Source organism: Lentzea sp. NPDC042327 (genome assembly GCF_040647275.1).
In the GTDB taxonomy this organism is placed as follows: domain Bacteria; phylum Actinomycetota; class Actinomycetes; order Mycobacteriales; family Pseudonocardiaceae; genus Lentzea.
Map to the genome: position 1 here is coordinate 34,109 of NZ_JBEZBX010000003.1, position 19,596 is coordinate 53,704.

The window sequence follows — 19,596 nt, forward strand, 5'->3', positions numbered from 1 at the left end:
AGTGTCGTCATTCGGACTCCGCCAGACCTGTTCTCCCCGCTGCGACCCGACTTACGGTCCTCCCCACCTCCGCAGCCGGTTCAGAACCCTGACGCCCTCAACGGCACGCGAAGGCCCTGCGTGGAAGGACCTCACGTGAACGGATTGCGACGCACGAGCGTGTGCGCCGCGGCAGTGTCCGCCGCCGTGCTCAGCGTTGTCGCCCCGTCGGCGACCGCTGCCCCCATCCAGTCCCAGCCGGACTCGACACAGGTGAACCGCCCCTTCGAGCGGCTGATCGTCGGCTACAAGCCGGGCACCGCCGAGGCCACGTCCGACACCGCCGCCTCGGACGACGTGCGGAAGAAGGGCAAGTCCGTGCACCGCCGCATGTCGAGCGGTGCCGTCGTCGTCAACCTGGGTGAGAAGACCGCCAACGCCGAGAACACCATCCAGGCGTTCAGGAACGACCCCGACGTCGCGTACGTCGAGCCGGACCTGCTGATGCAGCCGTTCGCCGACCCGAACGACACCGAGTACTCCCGGCAGTGGGACCTCTTCGAGGCCACCGCGGGCATGAACGTGCCCGGTGCGTGGGCCAGCAGCACCGGCGCGGGCGTCACCGTCGCCGTGATCGACACCGGCTACGTCGCGCACAGCGACCTGTCGTCGCGGGTCGTCGCGGGCTACGACTTCGTGTCGGACTCGGCGCGCGCCCGTGACAACAACGGCCGCGACTCCAACCCGGCCGACGAGGGCGACTGGGTCGCCCGCGGCGAGTGCGGCACCGACGCCAACGGCAACCCGGTGCCCGCCGCGGACCAGGGTTCGTCCTGGCACGGCACGCACGTCGCCGGCACCATCGCCGCGTCCACCAACAACGGCAAGGGCGTCGCGGGCATCGCCTACGACGCGAAGATCCAGCCGTTGCGCGTGCTCGCCAAGTGCGGTGGCGCCACCTCCGACATCGCCGACGCCATCACCTGGGCGTCCGGCGGCACCGTGACCGGCGTCCCGGCGAACCAGACGCCCGCCAAGGTCATCAACATGTCGCTGGGCGGTCAGTCGTCCTGCTCGACGACCTACCAGAACGCCATCAACGGCGCGATCAACCGCGGCACCACCGTCGTCGTCGCGGCCGGCAACTCGAACATGAACGTCGCGAACTTCACCCCCGCGAACTGCACCGGCGTCATCACCGTCGCCGCCACCTCGCGCGAGGGCAACAAGGCGTTCTACTCGAACTACGGCACCCGCATCGACGTGGCGGCCCCCGGCGGCGAGACCCGCCGCGGCACCGACACCCCCGGCACCATCACCACGCCGGAGAACGGCATCTGGTCCACCCTGAACGCGGGCACCACCGTTCCCGGCGCGGAGAACTACAAGCCGTACCAGGGCACCTCGATGGCCGCCCCGCACATCGCGGGCCTCGCCGCGCTGCTGGTCGCGAAGAAGCCGTCGCTGACCCCGGCCCAGGTCAAGGACCTGATCAAGGCCAACGTCCGCCCGTTGCCCGGCACCTGCTCGGGCGGCTGCGGCGCCGGCCTCGCCGACGCCACCAAGACGGTCAATGCCATCGACTCCACTCAGCCCCCGTCGGGCGGCCTGGAGAACACCACCGACGTGGCCATCCCGGACCGCGGCACCGCCGTCACGTCCTCGATCACGTCCTCGCTGACGGGCAACGCCTCCTCCACCACCAAGGTCGGCGTGGACATCGTCCACACCTACCGCGGAGACCTGGTCGTCGACCTGGTCGCCCCGGACGGCACCGCCTACCGACTCAAGAACTCGTCCACTTCGGACAGCGCCGACAACGTGGTGGCGACCTACACGGTCAACGCCTCGTCCGAGGTCGCGGCGGGCACGTGGAAGCTGCGGGTCCAGGACGTGTACTCCGGTGACACCGGGTACATCAACTCCTGGAACCTGACCCTGCGATAGCTCCACGTGTTCGCCGAGGGCGGCGCCTCCCACCGGATTCCGGGAGGCGCCGCCCTTTCACGTGCCCGGGAGCACCGCCGCCCGCCGCGGGTAACGTCCTACCCATGGCAACACTGGTGACGTTCCACGCCCACCCCGACGACGAGTGCATCGTCACGGGAGGTGTGATGCGGAAGGCGTCCGACGAGGGCCACCGGGTCGTGCTCGTCGTCGCCACCCGCGGTGAGAGCGGCGAGGTTCCCGACTTCCTCGACGAGGGCGAGGAGCTGTGGGAGCGCCGGGTGCGGGAGACGCACGCCGCCGCCGAGCTGCTGGGGGTGCACCGCGTCGAGTTCCTGGGCTACCGCGACTCCGGGATGATGGGGGACGAGCTCAACGACCGGCCCGGTTCGTTCTGGACCGCGGACGTCGAGGAGGCGGCGCACAAGCTGGCCGCGATCCTGCGGGAGGAGGACGCGAAGGCGTTCACCACCTACGACAGCTTCGGCGGGTACGGGCACCCCGACCACATCCAGGTGCACCGGGTGGGCATGCGGGCCGCGGAGATCGCCGGCACGCCCGCCGTGTACCAGGCGATGGTGAGCGAGACGCGGTTCCGGGAGGCGATGAGGCGGTCGGGGGCCGAGGAGCCGCCGCTCATGGAGGGAGCCGTGCCTGAGTCGGAGATCACGACCGAGGTGGACGTCGCGGAGTACCTCGGGGTGAAGCGGGCCGCGATGCGGGCACACGCCTCGCAGATCCCCGAGCAGTCGTTCTTCCTGTCGCTGGACGACGAGACTTTCGCGCACGCGTTCGGCACGGAGTACTTCATCCGCGCGGGCCACGGCCCCGAAAAGACCCTCGCCCTCTGACCGCCCGCCCCCCTTGCTGCACAGGCGTCTGCAAGTACTGGTACTTGCAGACGCCTGGGAACGTGAAGGGGCGGCCCGCCACGTGCGGGCCGCCCCTTCAGCGGGTCATGCGCGGCGGCGGCGGACGACCAGGAGTGCGGCGGCACCGGCGCCCACGAGGCCCAGGCCGGACAGCAGCAGCCAGGTCGGGGACGCGCCGGTCGCGGCGAGCGGCGGCTCGGGGGTGCTGCCACCGGGGGCCGGGGCGGCGGAGGTCGTCGACGGCGGCACCTCGGCGGAGGACGAGGGCGCCTCCGTGGTGGTGGTCGTCACCGGCGGCGTCGTGGTCGTGGTGGTCGTCGGCGGGACGTACTTGACGCACGCCGTGCTTGACCGGTCGTAGGTCTTCGAGTAGCCGTGCTTGTTGTTGGGATCGTCGTGCGCGGCGACCTTGATCTTGAAGTCGTGCTTGACGTCGGCGGGGAACGTCCAGGTCTGCTTGAACGACTCGCGGAACGGCTGAGCGGGCTGCTCCTTGCCGTCGACGGTGATCGTCAAGAAGTTGTCGGCCTGGCCGTTGTACTTCGTGAGCTCGACGCTCAGGAAGGACTTGCCGGCCTTCTCGTTGCACCCGGCGTCCACGACGTCGGTGTGTGCGGAGGCAGGCGTGGCCAGCGCCACTGACGCCAGAGCCGCGGTGGCGGTCACCGCGAACGCGCCGAGAACTCGTCTTGCCAACGGAAACTCCTGCTCAGGGTTGATGCGTGGCGGGAAAACCATTCAAAACACAAATCACCCGACCGGGTGAACCGCGCCACGCTAGCAACCGACGGCAGTCGAAAGGTCACCGTCTGACAACGGTGAGGTGTCACCACGAACAAACCTTCATGTTTTCCGCTAGGGCGATGAACCCCGCCACCAGCCGCATCTGCTCCACCCCGCGCACGTCGGCGTCCAGCAGGCGCGGTGAGCAGACCACCACGGCCACCGCCTGCGCGCGGGACAGCGCCACGTTCAACCGGTTGCGCGACAGCAGGAAGTCCAGGCCGCGCGGCAGGTCCACGGTGGACGACGACGTCATCGACATCACCACGGCCGGTGCCTCCTGGCCCTGGAACCGGTCGACGGTGCCGACCCGCGTCCCGTCGAACCCCGCGTCGGCCAGCCGCCGGCGGATCACCCGCACCTGGAGGTTGTACGGCGCCACGACGAGGACGTCCGCGTCGGTCAGTTCGCGCGTCTCGCCGTTGTCCGTCCACGTGCGACCGACGAGCGACCGCACGGTGTCCACCACGGCGTCGGCCTCCTCCGCCGAGGACGTGATGTTGTGCCGGTGGTCGACCTCGCGCAGGTAGATGCCGGGTTCGACGCCCTCGATCCACCGCTGCGCCGCCACCGGGTGCGAGTGGAGCAGCCCGGAGTACGACAGCTCGGACACCGGGCGGCACACCGCGGGGTGCATCCTCCTGGTCTCCGCGAGGAAGTACCCGAGGTGGCCGGGGATGACGTCCGCCGAGCCGAGCAAGTGGCCCAGCGCGGACGCGTCCGACCCCGGTGGGTGCACTCCCTGGACGACCTGCGGCAGCTGCTGCGGGTCACCGAGCAGCACGAGGTTGCGGGCCGCCGTCCCCACCGCCACCGCGTCCGCCAGCGCGAACTGGCCGGCCTCGTCGATGATCATCACGTCGAACGGCTGCGCCTTGATCACCGCGTTGGAGAACGTCCACGCCGTGCCGCCGACCAGGTGTCCGGCCGGGTGCTCCTCGCGCCAGCGGGCCAGCGCACCGTTGTCCTTCGGCTGGTCCCACGGCACGTCCTCCTCTGGCTTCCCCTTGGGCCGCTTGGCCATCGGCACGTCACCGGAACACGACCGCAGCACGTTCTCCACGGCCTTGTGCGACGTCGAGGTCACCGCGACCGTCTTGCCCTGGTCGACCAGGTGCGCCACGAGCTTCGTCGCGAGGTACGTCTTGCCCGCGCCGGGCGGGCCCTGCACCGCGAGCGTGCCGCCGTCGAGCTGGTCGACCGCCCTGATCACCGCCCGCACCGTGTCCTCGTCGCGCGGCAGCGGCTGCGCGGGCGGCGTGCGCAGCATCAGGTCGATGCCGGGGCTGCGCGGCAGCAACGGCAACAGCTCCACGGTCTGCTGCGCGAGCTCGGCGACCGCCTCGTCCTTCGGCTTCGCCGGCACCGGGCTGCCGGGCAGCACCGCCAGCGGCAGCTCGGTGTGCTCGGCCGCCGCGCTCTCGATCAGCACCAGCTCGTGCGGGTTGTCGTCGGACACCACGGCCGGGCGCGTGACGTTGCCGGGGTAGAGCAGCCTGACCTGCTCGCCCGCGCCGAACGGGTGCGGCCGCTCCGGGTCGATCCGCGCGCGCACCTGCCGCTTCGACGTCCGCACCCGCCCGCTCGGCGGCACCCAGTCCTCGGCCCGCAGCGTGATCGGCACCGCGCAGTTCGAGTCCGTCTCCAGGTCCGAGATCGGCGCCGCGGCCTGCCGGAAGAAGTCGCCCCACGCCGGGCTCGCCTCCCGCCGGTGGTAGCCGACGGTCGCCGCGAACAGCGCGTGGCCCTCCGCGAGCAGCGGCTCGGTCAGCGCCGCCATCCTGCGGGCCCGCTCGGCGGCCTTCTCCCGTGCCGCCTCGTCCAGCTCCTCGTCGCGCACGGCGGTCTGCACGCCGTGCTCCCGCTTCACCTTCTCCAGCAGGTCCCGCACCCCGCGCGTCGGGTTGTCGTCCGCGAGCAACGGGCGCAGCGCGGGCAGCGTGTACTCCCTTGTGGACACCCGCAGCACCCGGCGGGTCAACGCACCCAGGTCGACGCAGCGCCGCACCAGCTCGTCCACCTCGGACTCCCTGGTCGCGGTGCGCGCCGCACGCCCGGCGAGGTCGTGCGGCGTGAAGTGGTAGACCCGGCCGGTCGGCGTGCGGTCGACGAACTCCGCGAACGTGCCCTCCCAGCCCGGCGTGCGGAACGTGTCGCCCTCGACCTCCAGGAACACGTCGTCCTCCGCCGGTTCCGGCAGGGTCTGCAACGCCTCGGGGGCCACGACCTCGTAGGTGGTCACGCCGGTGCGCTCCTGCCGCACCTGCAACCGGGCCTGCGCGGCCAGCGCGGCGAAGCTCGCGGGGGACAGGGCGGGTGGTCGCTCCTCAGTTGCCGCTAGCGCATCGATTGTTTCAATGCCAACCGAAACCAGCTTCCGCCGTTGGTCGGCGCGCAGTCCGGCCACGAGCGACAGGTCGCGGGCCTCCTCCCGCCCGGAGGCGCAATGACGGGCGAACCGGCACCCGGTGCAGGCCGCCCGCACGTCACCCCACGAGCGCGCCGGCGCCGGTCCCGGCTTCGCCAGCCTGGTCCGCAGACGGCCCAGCAACGGTGCGAAGTCGGCCACCCGGAACGTCGTCCGCCGGCCGTTGACCAGCAGGTGCGCGCGTTCGGCACCCAACGCCAGAGCGGCCGCCGTCAGGTTCAGCACGGCCAGGGGAGTTGCCTCAGAGCCGTCGAAGCACGGCTCGTAGCCGGTGCCGACCCGCACCAGGCTCGGCACCGCGCAGTGGAAGGCGCCGTCGAAGAAGACGGCGTTCTCGACGATCTCCGCACCCGCGCGCACGTCGGCGGCCGTGCGGGAGGCCGCGCGGTGCAGCTCCTCCGGGTCACCCCGCCGCTCCGAACGCCCCAGGAAGCTGCGGTGCTCGCACTCGAGCAGGTCGACGAGGTCCGACGGACTGGCGAGCATGACCGCCGATGCTAGCCGCCGGCACCGGCGGACCCCGGCAACGCCACCCGGCGGACACGGGCGGACGGCCCGCGTCCATCCCCGGTACGCGGCCCGTCCGCCCGCTGACTAGACGGCTGCCTCGACCAGCCTGAGCAGCGCCACGTGGTGGGAGTTCGGGTAGTCGTGCGGCCGGAACGGCCGGGTCTGCGCCCGCACCAGAGCGGCCGCCGCGGCCAGCTCACCGGTGCGCACCTCGGTGTCGCGGTGCAGGAACGCGAAGTGCGGCTCGCGCACCTCGTCCGGCCACAGCAGCGTGTGCAGCACGAGCACGCCCGCCTGCTGCCGGATCGCCGCCAGCGTGTCCTTGCCGCGCAGCCCGAACTTCACGATCGCGGCGGTCTTCGTGCGTTCCAGCGTCTCGCGCAGCAGCACGTACGAGCGCACCGACAGGTCGTCGGGCTCGACGTAGTAGCTGCGGTGCAACGAGATCGGGTCGACGTCCGCGACCGGCGCGAACTGCTGGACGTCGATGACCCCCTCCTCGGGCGCCGGCAGCTCCCGCGGGTCCACCTGCACGATGCGGCCGTCGTCGAGCTCGTAGCCGCGGCCGATGTCGTCGGGTGTCAGGTGCAGCGAGCACTCGCCGCACACCTGCTGGTGCCGCACCCGGCCGCTGTCCTCGCGGTGCACGAGGTGCACCCTGCCGCGGTGCTCGGACGCCGCGGACACCAGCCGCACCGCCATCGTCGTCATGCCGAACCGAAGTGCTCCCCGCCACACAGTCCTCATGACAAATGAGTACTCGAACAGGTGTTCAAATACCGCTATGACCTGACGAAACAGCTCGTTCGGGTGCGTCCGACGGGTACCTCGGACACGTGCGTCACCACGCCGAGGGCGCGTAGTCCTTCAGGAAGCACCCGTACAGGTCCTCACCGGCCTCGCCGCGCACGATCGGGTCGTACACCCTGGCCGCGCCGTCGACCAGGTCCAGCGGGGCGTGGAAGCCCTCGTCGGCCAGGCGCATCTTCATCGGGTGCGGGCGCTCGTCGGTGATCCACCCGGTGTCGACGGCGGTCATCAGGATGCCGTCGGCCTGCAGCATCTCCTCGGCGCTGGTGCGCGTCAACATGTTCAGCGCTGCCTTGGCCATGTTCGTGTGCGGGTGGCCGGAACCCTTGTACACGCGGGAGAACTGGCCCTCCATGGCCGACACGTTCACCACGTACTTGCGCCGGTACGACGACTTCGCCATCGACGCGCGCAGCCGGGAGATCAGCAGGAACGGCGCCGTGGAGTTGCACAGCTGCACCTCCAGCAGCTCCACCGGGTCGACCTCGTCGACGTTCTGGATCCACGAGTTCGTCGCCGCCGTGTCCGGCACGAGACCGCCCGCGTCGATCTCCTTGCCGCCCGCCATCAACGCGAGCGTCGTGACCGAGTGCGCCTCGGGGACTGCAGTGCCGGGCAGGGCCAGCTGGCCGTGACCGCCGAACGTGATCAGCTCGGGGCGGCGGGCGTCGCCGGTCAGCGCCTCGTGCTCGGCGGCGGCCAGCGGCGCGTAGGCACCGGGGGAGCGGCGCACGGTCTGCGCCGCGTTGTTGATCAGGATGTCGAGCGGCCCCTGGTCGGCCACCGAGTCGGCGAGCCCGAGCACCTGGGCGGGGTCGCGCAGGTCGATGCCGACGATGCGCAGCCGGTCGATCCACTCGCCGGCATCGGGCATCTGCGCGAACCGGCGCGCGGCGTCCTTGGGGAACCGGGTCGTGATCGTGGTGTGGGCACCGTCACGCAGCAGCCGCAGCGCGATGTACATGCCGATCTTCGCGCGGCCGCCGGTGAGCAGCGCGCGGCGGCCGGTGAGGTCCGTCCGCGCGTCGCGCTTGCCGTGGTTGAACCGGGCGCAGTCGGGGCAGAGCTGGTGGTAGAAGGCGTCGACCTCGACGAACCGCTTGCGGCAGGTGTAGCAGGACCGGGCGCGCAGCAGGGTGCCCGCGGTGGCACCGGCGGCGGTCGAGACCAGCGGCAGGCCCTGGGTCTCGTCGTCGATGCGGTCCGGTGAGCCGGTCGCGGTGAGCGAGGTCACCGCGCGGTCGTTCGCGGTGATGGCGGCCCTGCGCTCGGACTTCCGGTGCTTCTTCGCGGCCTTGAAGATCTTGGCGGTGGCCAGGCGGACGCGCACCGCGTCGTCGTGTTCCGCGGGCAGGTCCTCGACCTGTGCCAGCACGCGCAGGCAGACTTCCAGCTCTGCGGGGTCGATCGAGGTCATGAGCAGGCATTTTACGGGTGGAGAGGTGGCGGTCCGGTGACGGGTCCCGACGTGCTGGTCCTGTGGGACATCGACAACACGCTGATCTCGGCCAGGGGCTTCGGCGGGCTGATGTACCGGGAGGCGTTCCGCACCGCGTTCGGGCGGGACCTCGCCGGCCCCGTCGACCTGGGCGGACGCACCGAGCTGGACATCATCGCCGAGTGCCTGCGGCAGCACGGCATCGAGCACACGCCGGAGTCCTCCGCGCGGCTCGCGGCGGCGCTGGCCGGCTGCTTCGAGGCCCGTCGCGGCGAGCTGACCGGGCACGGCGAGGTGCTGCCGGGCGCGCGGGAGGCGCTGGAGGCGTTCGCCGCCGACCCGCGGGTGCACCAGGGCGTGCTGACGGCCAACCTGGGCAGCGTGGCGCGGGTGAAGCTGGAGGAGTTCGGGCTCGCGCACCTGGTCGACTGGGACGTCAGCGCCTATGGCGACGATCACGCCGACCGGGCCGAGCTGGTGGCGTTCGCCCGCGACCGGGCCCGGCACGTCCGCCGGTTCGCCGACGACGAGGTCGTGCTGATCGGCGACACGCCGCACGACGTGCGCGCCGCGCTGGACTCGGGGGTGCGGCTCGTCGCGGTCGCCACCGGGCGCAGCACCGCCGCGCAGCTCGCCGCGGCCGGTGCCACGACCGTGCTCGACGACCTGAGCGACCTCGACCGGGTGCGCCGGCACGTGTGGTCCGGCCTGGACGGGGGAACCCGCACCGCATGAACCCCGAAGTGCCTGAAGCCGACAGCGCCGAACAGCAGCAGGACGTGGTGCCCCAGGAGCCGGTCGAGCCGGCGCCGCTCGACGCCGAGCGCGAGGTCCCGCTCGACGAGGACGTCTGAACGGCCCTGGTCCGCGGTCGATCACGACGTTATGGTGCGCGGCATGCCCAATGCAGGCGGCCCGACGGTCACCCGGCTGTCCCAGCCGGACGCCGACATAAGGCCCCGTTCCCTCGGTCTGCCCCGAGGCCGCGCGGTGATCCCCGTGTTCGGCTCCACAGCGGACATCGAGACGGATCTCGCCGCGAAGCTGTTGCCGGTGCTCAGATCCGTGGTGGTGATCGCGGCGCGCAACGGCGCCGTGTTCGTCACCGAAGGCACCGACAGGGGTGTGGTCCACCTGCTGGGCCTGGCCCTGCAGGCCTGTGAGGGGCGCTGGCCCGTCGTGGTCGGCGTCGCACCCTCCAGCAAGGTGCACGACCGCACCGAGACCCCCACCGGTGACCAGGTCGCGCTGGAACCCAACCACGGCGTCGCCGTCGTCGTCCCCGGTTCGGAGTGGACGGACGCCACACCGGTGCTGTTCCGCGTGGTGGACGCGATCCGCGGCAAGAAGGCCACCGTCGCGCTCGTCGTCGGCGGCGAGAGCGAGCAGGAGGTCGTCGAGCACCTCAGCGGCGACCACCCGCTGCTCGTCGTCGCGGGCACCGGCGGGCTGGCCGACCGGATCGCGACCGGTGACCTGACCGGCGACCTCGCCGTGCTGGTGCGCAGCGGCAAGGTCTCCGTCGTCCACGCCGACGAGGGACCCGGCAAGGTCGTCACCGCACTGGAACGGTTGCTGGGCGAGGAGAAGCCCGTCATGCCGCCGCGGATCTGGCCGCGGGTCCGCTACCGGGCACCGGAACCGCGCCCGCTCGTCGACCCCGGTTTCGTGGTCGCCTACCCGCTGCTCGCCGACGCCATCCACGACGCGAACCAGGTCGTGGCGCCGGTGTTCCACGAGCTCGACGCGGAGGCGGAGTCCGAGCAGAACCGGTACCGGCTGCTCGCGGTCCTCGCGATCGCCGGCGGGCTCACGACCACGGTGTTCGGCGCGCTGCAGACGTGGCTGAACGAGACGCCGTGGCCCGGTGTGCTCGTGGTCGCCGGTGGCGCGTTCGCCGCGGCGATCACGATCGTGGCGCGCAAGCGGGAGTCGCTCGACAGGTACCTGACCGCCCGTGCCCGCGCGGAACGGTTGCGGGCGCTGTACTTCGCCCACCTCGCCGCTCCCGCCCCCGGCACGCAGGAGGAGCGGCAGGACCGGGTGGCGGACCTGGAGGCCGCGGTCAGCGACCGCAAGCACGAGGTGGTGCGGACATGAGCGACGAGCAGCGCCAGGCCCAGTTCGTCGAGGCGTACCTGCGGCACCGGTTCTCCGACCGCCTCGACCACTTCGAACGCGGCCGCAGGCGGTACTCCAGCGCTCGCACGTGGACGGTGGCGATCGCCGCCGCGCTGTTCATCGCGGCCGCCGCAGCGGCCGCGGCCGGGATGGCGGACGGACCGCGCCGCGCGGTGTGGGGCTTCGCGGCCACAACCCTTGCGGCACTTGCCACCGCGGTCACCGCGTACGAGGCGACGTTCGGCTTCCGCCGGCTGGCGCGGGAGAACGCCGCGGCATCCGTTGCGCTGCAACGGCTCGCCGTGGACGGTCCCACGCCCGACGACGTGGACGACGAGCGCCTCGTCGCATTCGTGACCGAAGTGGAGTCCGTGCTCAGGTACGGGCGCTGATTCCCGGTAATTGATCAAAAACAGCCGCGGAAAGCGTTTTCGCGTTTTGCACGCTCCGTGGACGATCGATTACGGAAAGCACTAGTTCTGGTGTTTCGGTGATCCCGTTGTCATGATGACCACATCCCCCGATGCGGAAGCAGGCACGACATGACTTGGGCGCGTACCCCTTTGGCTGAGCCTGACACCGGCACCTTCGCCGAGGCCAAGGCTGCGGAGAAGGAGCACAGCACGATCCAGAACAGCAAGGCTGCGCGCACCGTGGCGTGTCACGCGACCGACGCCCTGGACTGCGCCGACCTGCTCGAGATGCTCGGCCTGTCGGCCGTGGAGGGCAAGGCGCGGGTGTAGCCCCGCGACTGGATCCACCACTCGGCGACCAGCAGGTTCACCACGAACGACAGCCAGTTCGCGGTGGCGAAGACCAGCAGCCCGTCCGCCTCGGGCAGCAGGCCGCCGAGCAGCAGTCCCCACAGCCTGCCGGTCACGGCGGCGCCCGTCAGCGCGAACCCGCGGATCATCCAGATGCGGTGAGCGCCGAACTGGCGCCGCCGTGCCGTCCGCAGGCCCAGGACGGCGCTCGCGAACCACAGGACGGACAGCAGCGCCAGCGGTCCCGACGACGCCAGCCCGTAGAACGACAGCTGCGCGCACACGACGCCCAGCAACGACGACGGCAGGACCGCGCCGAAGTACACGCGGCCCAGCACCTGGTGCACCCGCGGGTGCCTGGCCCGCAGCCGCGGCCAGAACTGCGAGACGCCCGCGAGGACCGCGACCGTTCCGGTGAAGATGTGCGCGACAAGCAGGCCGTAATGCACCGGCCCGTGCAGTTCCGGCCGCGCCTGCGCCACGTCCAGGGTGACGTAGGCGCTCGCGGCGAACGCCGTGATGCCCACCGCGACCAGTCCCGACACCGCCAACCAGGCGGTGTACCCCCGCGAAGTTTTCATGACCGTGAGCCTGTCAACGACGTCACCCGTTCGCCCTGGTGCGCGCCCCCGAGCGAGCAGTGGGGACGGCCCTACTGGGATGATGCGGCTCATGCGGACGGTGGAGATCTCGGAAGAGCCGATCAGGCTAGGGCAGTTCCTCAAGCTGGCCCAGCTCGCGGACGACGGCGCGCACGCGAAGGAGCTCATCGAGGACGGAGAGGTCCACGTCAACGGTGCCGTGGAGCTGCGCAGGGGTGCGCAGCTGCGCGCGGGTGACGTGGTGGTGGTCGGCCGGGAAGAGGTGCGCATTTCCGTTCGGCCGTAGGTGATTGCTCCGTTCGGCGGTAATACAACGCTCAAAACAGGTCGAAGCACCAGAGTCTGAAGACCTTTTTCCGACCATCGGCTCATACCGCGCGTGACATTTGTGTCCGTTGTGGACTTGGCCAATCGTCTTGTGGCTGCTCGGTTTCCAGATGGTGAGACGCACGTCACGTCCGCCATTCGGGCGTGGAGGAAACTTTTTTCCACAGCCTGTAACGCGGACGCCGGAGCGGGCGAATCACGGTTTGCAAGCTCCGGGATTTCCGGCACCGCCCTGTGGGAGGGGCTGTGCGGTCTGCGCGGAGCACCAAAGGTCCTCGGGGTGACCTGCGCACCTGCACGTCCGGAATCACCGCTGAGCCGGGGAGATCACAACGATGAGTGAGCAGGTCCGCTCTGCCCGTGACGCTGTGCACGGGCGGGGCTCGACGCTCAGTCCTGAACGCAGCCACGAACACAGACAGACGCACCCGCCGATCGCACGGTGGGAGACGCGCTACCGCTACGCCGTCATCACGGCCGACGTGCTGACGACGGTGCTGGTCGTCGTGGCGGTGGGCGCCGTCATGCACTCGCGGCACGCCGCCTTCGGCCCGCTTTCCCTTGCCCTGCTGGACATACTCACAGTAGTCGTCGTGGTCGGCTCGCTCACCCTCAACCGGGTCTGGACGCCGGCCGTGCTCGGTCAGGGGGCCGAGGAGTTCCGGCGACTCGGCCGGGGCTTGTTCGGGGCGGTGGTCGCACTCGGTCTGGGTGCGCTCGCCGTCGACATCCCCGGCGCCCGCCTGTGGGTGTTCGTCGTGGTGCCCGCCATCGCCCTGGTGGCCTTCCCCCTGCGCTACCTCCTGCGCCGGCCGCTGCACAGCGGTCGCGGTGAAGGCAGGTTCATGCTCTCCGTCCTGGCCGCGGGCAACCTGGAAACGGTCGAGGACCTCATCCACCGCACCCGCCGCATGGCCCACCTGGGCTGGCGCGTGGACGCGGTCTGCACGCTCGACGGCCGCGGCCGCGTCGGTCCCGACGTCGACGGCGTGCCCGTCGTGGGCCAGCTGCGCGAGCTCGCCGACCAGGTCCGCCGCGGCGGCTACCGCATCGTCGCCGTCACCCCCGACGCCTACTGGACTCCGCGCAGGCTGCAGCAGCTCGCCTGGGCGCTGGAGGGTTCCGGCACCGAGATGGTCGTCTCGCCGGGCCTGATGGAGGTCGCCGGTCCTCGCCTGCACATGAGCGCCGTGCTCGGCATGCCGCTGCTCCGGGTGAGCGAACCGGCGCTGACCGGGTTCCGCCGCCTCGTCAAGGGCGTCGTCGACAAGGTCGGCGCGTTCCTCCTGCTGCTCCTGCTCGCACCGCTGATGTTCGCGGTCGCGGCGTTCGTGATGATCGACAGCCGCGGTCCGGTGTTCTACCGCCAGAAGCGCGTCGGCAAGGACGGCGTCCCGTTCACGATCATCAAGTTCCGCACGATGGTCACCGACGCCGACGCGTTGCGCACCAGGCTCGCCGCGGCCAACGAGGGCCACGGACTGCTGTTCAAGATGAAGAAGGACCCGCGCATCACCAAGGTGGGCTCGTTCCTGCGGCGCTACTCGATCGACGAGCTGCCGCAGCTGCTCAACGTGCTCACCGGCGCCATGTCGCTGGTCGGCCCCCGCCCGCCGTTGCCGGAGGAGAGCGCGAGGTACTCCTCCGACGTGCGGCGCCGGCTGCTCGTCAAGCCGGGGCTGACCGGGCTGTGGCAGGTGAGCGGGCGCAGCGACCTCTCCTGGGAGGAGTCGGTGCGGTTGGACCTGCGCTACGTCGAGGACTGGTCCCTCGCCCTGGACGCGGTGATCCTGTGGAAGACGTTCCGGGCCGTCTTCGGCGGCCACGGCGCGTACTGAGGTGCCCAAGGCCTCCAGGGGGAGGGGAGTGGATCGGTCTGGAACAACGACGAGCCGGAGGAGAACGATGTTTCGGCGAACGCTGGCGATCACGACGATCGCCGGACTGCTCGGCGCCGCTGCGGCGGTGCCGGCCACGGCGGCCCCGCCCGAGGTGGAACTGACCTCGAGCGCGGCCGTGGTGCGACCGGGCGAGCAGTTCACGGTGACGGTGAAGCTCACCAACATCAACGGTTTCACGGTCCTGCAGCCCTCTGCCAGGTTGTTCGGCGCCCCGCGGGCCATCGCGGAGTACACGACCCTGGTGGGCTGCACCGGTGCGGCCAGCTGCACGACGCTGACCGGACCCAGTGGCCCGACGGGCTACCGCGCGGCACTGGCCGAGGCGCTCGGCGGCTACCAGTCCGCGACCGTCACGTTCACCCTCGCGGTGAAGCAGGACGCGGTCGGCGGTACCGGCACGCTCCAGGCGCAGCTGTCCGGCAGCAACTACGCGACGTTCCCCGTGGACGGTCCACAGTTGACCGTCCACACGGAAGCGGACCTGCAGGTGGCCAAGGTCACCGGTACGCCCCGGCTCGGAATCCTGGTGCCGCGCATCGACTTCACCGTCGACGTGACCAACCACGGCCCGAACGCGTTGCTCAGCGGCGTGGTGACCACGACGTTGCCGCCGGGCATCACCGGGGTGAACGGCACGTGCACCGCCAGTGGCAACACGGTGGCCTGCCCGGTGCCGCGCCTCGAACCCGGTGCGAGCACGAAGCTCGCGTTCTCGGTCCCGGTGCGGCTGCTGAACATCGGGCTGGACTACGAGTTCCGCGCGGCCCGCACTGGTTCGGACCCGATCGACCCGAACACGGGCAATGACGCCGCGAGTACACAGTGCACAGTCGTCAGCCTGGTCCTGGTCAGCTGCCGGTAGTTGATCGCTCCCCGTCAATGCGTTGTGACACAAGTGATTCCGCTGATCGGACTAATCACGACCGTTGGGCCGCTCAGCGGAATTCCTTGTAACGAACGCAGGTATCGTCCCGAAGTTCACTGTGGAGAGTCGCCCTGGGCTGGTGGGAGAGCCGGTTGGAGGTGCGGCGGCGGTGTGCTCGTGGCAACCATCGTCTGGGGCAGCAAGCAGGAAGAAGAGGTAGACGCCCATGTCCTTGTCCGATCCCAGGAGTCGCCTGAGATCAATGGGTGCGAAAGTGACAGCCGCAGCGGTGCTGGCCACCGCTGTGGTCGTGCCGGCCGTGGTGCTCGCCCCGGCCGCGCAGGCAGCGCCGTGCGACGCACCGGTGGTGAACAAGGTCGCGTGCGAGAACACCAGGACCGGTGACGCGAACTGGTCGCTCAACTCGCTCGACGACTCGATCGTCGGCTACACGACCGACATCAGCTCGACTCCTGGCGGACAGGTCAAGTTCAAGGTCAAGACGGACGCGTTGTCCTACCGGATCGACATCTTCCGCCTCGGCTACTACGGCGGTGCCGGCGCCCGCCTGGTCAAGCAGCTCGACCGCACCACCCCGCAGAGCCAGCCGGTCGACTGCCTGCCCGACTCGGCCGTCGCGCTGGTCGACTGCGGCAACTGGGCCGTCTCCCTCACCTGGGACGTGCCCTCCGACACCGTGTCCGGCCTCTACTACGCCGTGCTGCACCGCAACGACACCGGCGGTGAGAACGAGATCGCGTTCGTCATCCGCGACGACTCCAGCCGGTCGAAGATCTTCTTCCAGACCTCCGACGCCACCTGGCACGCCTACAACCGCTACGGCGGCAACAGCCTCTACTACGGCTCCGGTCCCGGTGACGGCGGCTCGGCCTACGCGGTGAGCTACAACCGCCCGATCGCGAACACCGGTGACGAGAACTTCATCTTCAACGCCGAGGTGCCGATGCTGACCTGGCTGGAGAAGAACGGCTACGACGTCAGCTACACCACGAACGCCGACACCGCCCGCCGCGGCAACCTGATCCTCAACCACAAGGTGTTCATGGCCGTCGGCCACGACGAGTACTGGTCGAGGGAACAGCGCACCGCCGTGGAGAACGCACGGGCCGCCGGCGTGCACCTCGCGTTCATGACCGGCAACGAGGTCTTCTGGAAGCACCGCTGGGCCCCCAGCCTCGGCTCCTCGCCGACGGACTGGCGGACCGTGGTGACCTACAAGGAGACCAAGGCCAGCGCCAAGATCGACCCGAGCCCTGAGTGGACCGGCACCTGGCGCGACCCGCGGTTCACCACCTCGCCCAACGGCGCGAACCCGGAGAACGCCCTGCTGGGCCAGATCTTCACGGTCAACGGCCGCCGCGACGACTCCCTGGTCGTCCCCGCCGCCTACGGCAAGATGCGGCTGTGGCGCAACACCCCGCTCGCGTCCATGACGACCGGCGCCTACTCCTTCAAGCCGGGCACCCTGGGCTACGAGTGGGACTCCGTCGAGGACAACGGCTTCCAGCCGCCGGGCGTGGCGCAGCTGTCGCGCACGACGGTGACGATGGACGGCCAGTACGTCCTGCAGAACCACGGTGACCTCTACAGGAGCGGCACGAAGACGCACGCGTTGACGCTGTACAGGCACTCCTCCGGCGCGCTGGTCTTCGGCGCGGGCACCGTGCAGTGGGCGTGGGGCCTGGAGGACGAGCACGCGTTCCGCACCGACGAGCCGACCTCGGACGTCCGGATCAAGCAGGCGACGGTGAACCTGTTGGCGGACATGGGCGTCCAGCCCACCACGCTGGAGCCGAACCTCTTCGCCACGACCGCGAGCACCGACACCGCACCGCCGTCGGTCGCGTTCGGCACCACGAACTCGCCGACCGTCGGCACCGGCTACACGTTCAACGGCACGGTGATCGACTCGTCGGGCCGCGTCGCCGGCGTCGAGGTCTCGGTCGACAACGGCGCCACCTGGCACCCGGCCAACTGGACCGCGGGCACGGCGTCGTGGAACTACACGCACACCTTCTCGGCCGCCGGTCCCAAGACGCTGAAGGTCCGCGCGGTCGACGACTCCGCGAACCTCTCGGCCGCGGTGAGCCGCGACGTCACCGTGCTCGCCCGCGACTGCCCGTGCACCATCTGGACGGAGAACGCCACCCCGGCGGTGCCGTCGACCAACGACGGCGGCGCGATCGAGCTCGGCGTGAAGTTCCAGTCCAGCGTGAACGGGTACGTCCGCGGTGTCCGGTTCTACAAGGGCACCGGCAACACCGGCGTGCACACCGGCTCGCTGTGGTCGGCCGGCGGTGAGCGGCTGGCCACCGGCACGTTCGGCGCGGAGACGGCGACCGGCTGGCAGACGCTGACGTTCCCGACCGCCGTGCAGGTCTCGGCGAACACCACCTACGTCGCGTCGTACTTCGCGCCCAACGGCCGCTACGCCGGTGACGCCGACTACTTCACGAGCGCGGCGGTGGGCCTGGAACCGCTGTCGGCGGCCAAGGGCGTCTCCGGCAACCCGAACGGCGTGTTCCGCGGCGGGTCGTCCGGCTTCCCGACCGACAGCTACCGCAACGCCAACTACTGGGTCGACCCGATCTTCGCGCTCGACCCCGGTCCGGACACCCGCGCCCCCGGCACGCTGTCCACGGACCCGCTGAACCAGCAGGGCAGCGTCTCGCTGACCCCGGCGGTCAGCATCACCTTCGACGAGCCGGTGACGCCGAGCTCGGCGCAGATCCTCGTCAACGGCCCCAACGGCGGTGTGTCCGGCACGATCTCGGTGGCGGCCAACAGCATGAAGGCCACCTTCACGCCGAACAACCCGCTGTTGCCGGGCACGACCTACGACGTGTCCGGGAAGGCGACCGACCTGTCCGGCAACACGCCGAGCCCGACGCTGTGGTCCTTCACCACCGGTACCCCGCGCGGCGCCACGTGCCCGTGCACGGTGTGGGACGACTTCGCGGCGCCCGCCGTCAACGCGGTGAGCGACACGGGCGCGGTCGAGGTGGGCACCAAGATCCGCTTCGACGGCCGCGGCCAGGTGCTGGGCGTCCGGTTCTACAAGGGCTTCGGCAACTCCGGCACGCACACCGGTTCGCTGTGGTCGGCGAGCGGGCAGCGGCTCGCGACCGGCACGTTCAACGGCGAGACGGCGAGCGGCTGGCAGACGCTGACGTTCGACCAGCCCGTCGACGTGCAGGCGAACACCACCTACGTGGTGTCCTACTACGCGCCGAACGGCCGCTACTCCGCCACCAACGGCAGCTTCAACTCCAGCCACGACTACTACTCGCTGCACGCGCTGAAGTCCGGTGTGGACGGCCCGAACGGCGTGTACCGCTACGGCACCGGCGGTGGTTTCCCCACCGGCACGTACAACTCGACGAACTACTGGGTCGACGTGATCTGGCGCAACGGCGCGAACGGCGACAGCACGCCGCCGATCCTGACCGCCAGGACGCCCGCGCCGGGAGCCACCGGTGTCGCGCTGAACACCACCGTCACCGCCACCTTCAACGAGCCGGTCGACGTGGCGTCGGCGCAGCTCTCGCTCAAGGACCCCGGTGGGGCCGGCACCTCCGGCGCGTTCGCCGTCTCCGGTGACGGCAAGACGGTGACCTGGACGCCGGACGCCCCGCTCGCACCGGGTACGCAGTACGCGGCCGAGCTGCGGATCCTGGACGTCAACGGCAACGCCACGACCAGCCCGGCCACGTGGTCGTTCACGACGACCTCGGCCGCGACCTGCCCGTGCTCGTTGTTCAGCGCCGCCGCCCTGCCCGCGGTGACGTCGTCCAACGACAACAACGCCTACGAGCTGGGCGTGCGGTTCACCGCGGCGGTCAACGGCCAGGTGTCCGGCGTCAAGTTCTACAAGGGCGCGGGCAACACCGGCACGCACACCGGGTCGCTGTGGGCGTCGAACGGCACCAGCCTCGCGACGGGCACGTTCGTGAACGAGACGGCGACCGGCTGGCAGACGCTCGTGTTCGACACCCCGGTGCCGATCACCGCCGGCCAGACGTACGTGGCCTCGTACACGACGACCGTCGGCCGCTACTCGGCCGACGCCGGGTACTTCAACCGGTCGGCGGTCAGCAGTCCGCCGCTGGCCGCGGCAGCATCTCCGAACGGTGTGTTCCGCGGTGGCACGGGCTTCCCCGGTGACACCTTCGGCGGTGCGAACTACTGGGTGGACGTCGTGTTCACCCCGGGAAGCTGACACAGGAGT

Annotated in this window: 15 protein-coding genes; 10 read left to right on the plus strand and 5 right to left on the minus strand. The window is 70.6% G+C overall.

The genetic code is table 11. The annotated features are described in order from the left end of the window. The first annotated feature begins 135 nt into the window (after positions 1–135). Together AB0A63_RS07935 and AB0A63_RS07940 are read left to right on the plus strand one after the other, a co-directional pair. A complete protein-coding gene (locus tag AB0A63_RS07935) occupies positions 136–1,926 on the plus strand; it encodes a S8 family serine peptidase (protein ID WP_360386789.1) in 1,791 nt (596 codons plus the stop codon). Positions 1,927–2,030: 104 nt separating this feature from the next. After that, positions 2,031–2,777 (plus strand): PIG-L family deacetylase, encoded by a 747-nt coding sequence (locus AB0A63_RS07940; RefSeq protein WP_360386792.1) that lies wholly within the window; start codon positions 2,031–2,033, stop codon positions 2,775–2,777. A 105-nt stretch (positions 2,778–2,882) separates the two neighbouring features. Here the strand turns inward: AB0A63_RS07940 and AB0A63_RS07945 are convergent, their stop codons facing one another. From AB0A63_RS07945 to AB0A63_RS07960, 4 genes are all read right to left on the minus strand, one after another. Beyond that, positions 2,883–3,494 carry an LPXTG cell wall anchor domain-containing protein gene (locus AB0A63_RS07945; RefSeq protein WP_360386794.1) on the minus strand — a complete coding sequence of 204 codons (612 nt, stop codon included), beginning with the start codon at positions 3,492–3,494 and terminating at the stop codon, positions 2,883–2,885. Positions 3,495–3,624: 130 nt separating this feature from the next. Continuing rightward, complete coding sequence (locus tag AB0A63_RS07950) at positions 3,625–6,495, minus strand: AAA domain-containing protein (RefSeq protein WP_360386797.1); 2,871 nt, start codon at positions 6,493–6,495, stop codon at positions 3,625–3,627. Between the two features lie 108 nt (positions 6,496–6,603). Beyond that, positions 6,604–7,266: a Ku protein gene (locus AB0A63_RS07955; protein ID WP_360386799.1), complete on the minus strand. Its 663-nt coding sequence runs from the start codon at positions 7,264–7,266 to the stop codon at positions 6,604–6,606. Between the two features lie 94 nt (positions 7,267–7,360). Further along, positions 7,361–8,746 (minus strand): SDR family NAD(P)-dependent oxidoreductase, encoded by a 1,386-nt coding sequence (locus AB0A63_RS07960; protein WP_360386802.1) that lies wholly within the window; start codon positions 8,744–8,746, stop codon positions 7,361–7,363. 36 nt (positions 8,747–8,782) lie between these two features. On the opposite strand from AB0A63_RS07960, the gene AB0A63_RS07965 reads away from it, so the two are divergent. Genes AB0A63_RS07965 through AB0A63_RS07980 form a run of 4 tightly spaced genes read left to right on the plus strand, consistent with a single transcriptional unit; the run spans position 8,783 to position 11,280 of the window. After that, positions 8,783–9,502: a haloacid dehalogenase-like hydrolase gene (locus tag AB0A63_RS07965; protein ID WP_360386805.1), complete on the plus strand. Its 720-nt coding sequence runs from the start codon at positions 8,783–8,785 to the stop codon at positions 9,500–9,502. Continuing rightward, the gene (locus AB0A63_RS07970) at positions 9,499–9,621 is read left to right on the plus strand and encodes a hypothetical protein (RefSeq protein ID WP_360386808.1); all 123 of its coding nucleotides are present in this window, start codon (positions 9,499–9,501) and stop codon (positions 9,619–9,621) included. Before AB0A63_RS07965 ends, AB0A63_RS07970 begins: the two co-directional genes overlap by 4 nt. Positions 9,622–9,664: 43 nt before the next feature. Beyond that, positions 9,665–10,867 (plus strand): DUF4231 domain-containing protein, encoded by a 1,203-nt coding sequence (locus tag AB0A63_RS07975; RefSeq protein ID WP_360386810.1) that lies wholly within the window; start codon positions 9,665–9,667, stop codon positions 10,865–10,867. Continuing rightward, positions 10,864–11,280 (plus strand): SLATT domain-containing protein, encoded by a 417-nt coding sequence (locus AB0A63_RS07980; RefSeq protein WP_360386813.1) that lies wholly within the window; start codon positions 10,864–10,866, stop codon positions 11,278–11,280. The genes AB0A63_RS07975 and AB0A63_RS07980 overlap by 4 nt, the downstream gene beginning before the upstream one ends. 269 nt (positions 11,281–11,549) lie before the next feature. Here the strand turns inward: AB0A63_RS07980 and AB0A63_RS07985 are convergent, their stop codons facing one another. Beyond that, a complete protein-coding gene (locus AB0A63_RS07985; RefSeq protein ID WP_360386815.1) occupies positions 11,550–12,233 on the minus strand; it encodes a DUF2306 domain-containing protein in 684 nt (227 codons plus the stop codon). Positions 12,234–12,324: 91 nt separating this feature from the next. Between AB0A63_RS07985 and AB0A63_RS07990 the strand changes: the two genes are divergently transcribed. From AB0A63_RS07990 to AB0A63_RS08005, 4 genes are all read left to right on the plus strand, one after another. Then, entirely contained in the window at positions 12,325–12,540 is a 216-nt protein-coding gene (locus AB0A63_RS07990) for an RNA-binding S4 domain-containing protein (protein ID WP_360386817.1), read from the plus strand. Between the two features lie 376 nt (positions 12,541–12,916). Beyond that, on the plus strand, positions 12,917–14,419 hold the full coding sequence (locus AB0A63_RS07995; protein ID WP_360386819.1) for a sugar transferase: 1,503 nt from the start codon (positions 12,917–12,919) through the stop codon (positions 14,417–14,419). A gap of 67 nt (positions 14,420–14,486) precedes the next feature. Further along, entirely contained in the window at positions 14,487–15,344 is an 858-nt protein-coding gene (locus tag AB0A63_RS08000; protein ID WP_360386821.1) for a hypothetical protein, read from the plus strand. 277 nt (positions 15,345–15,621) lie between these two features. Then, a complete protein-coding gene (locus AB0A63_RS08005; RefSeq protein WP_360386824.1) occupies positions 15,622–19,587 on the plus strand; it encodes a DUF4082 domain-containing protein in 3,966 nt (1,321 codons plus the stop codon). Positions 19,588–19,596: the final 9 nt, after the last annotated feature.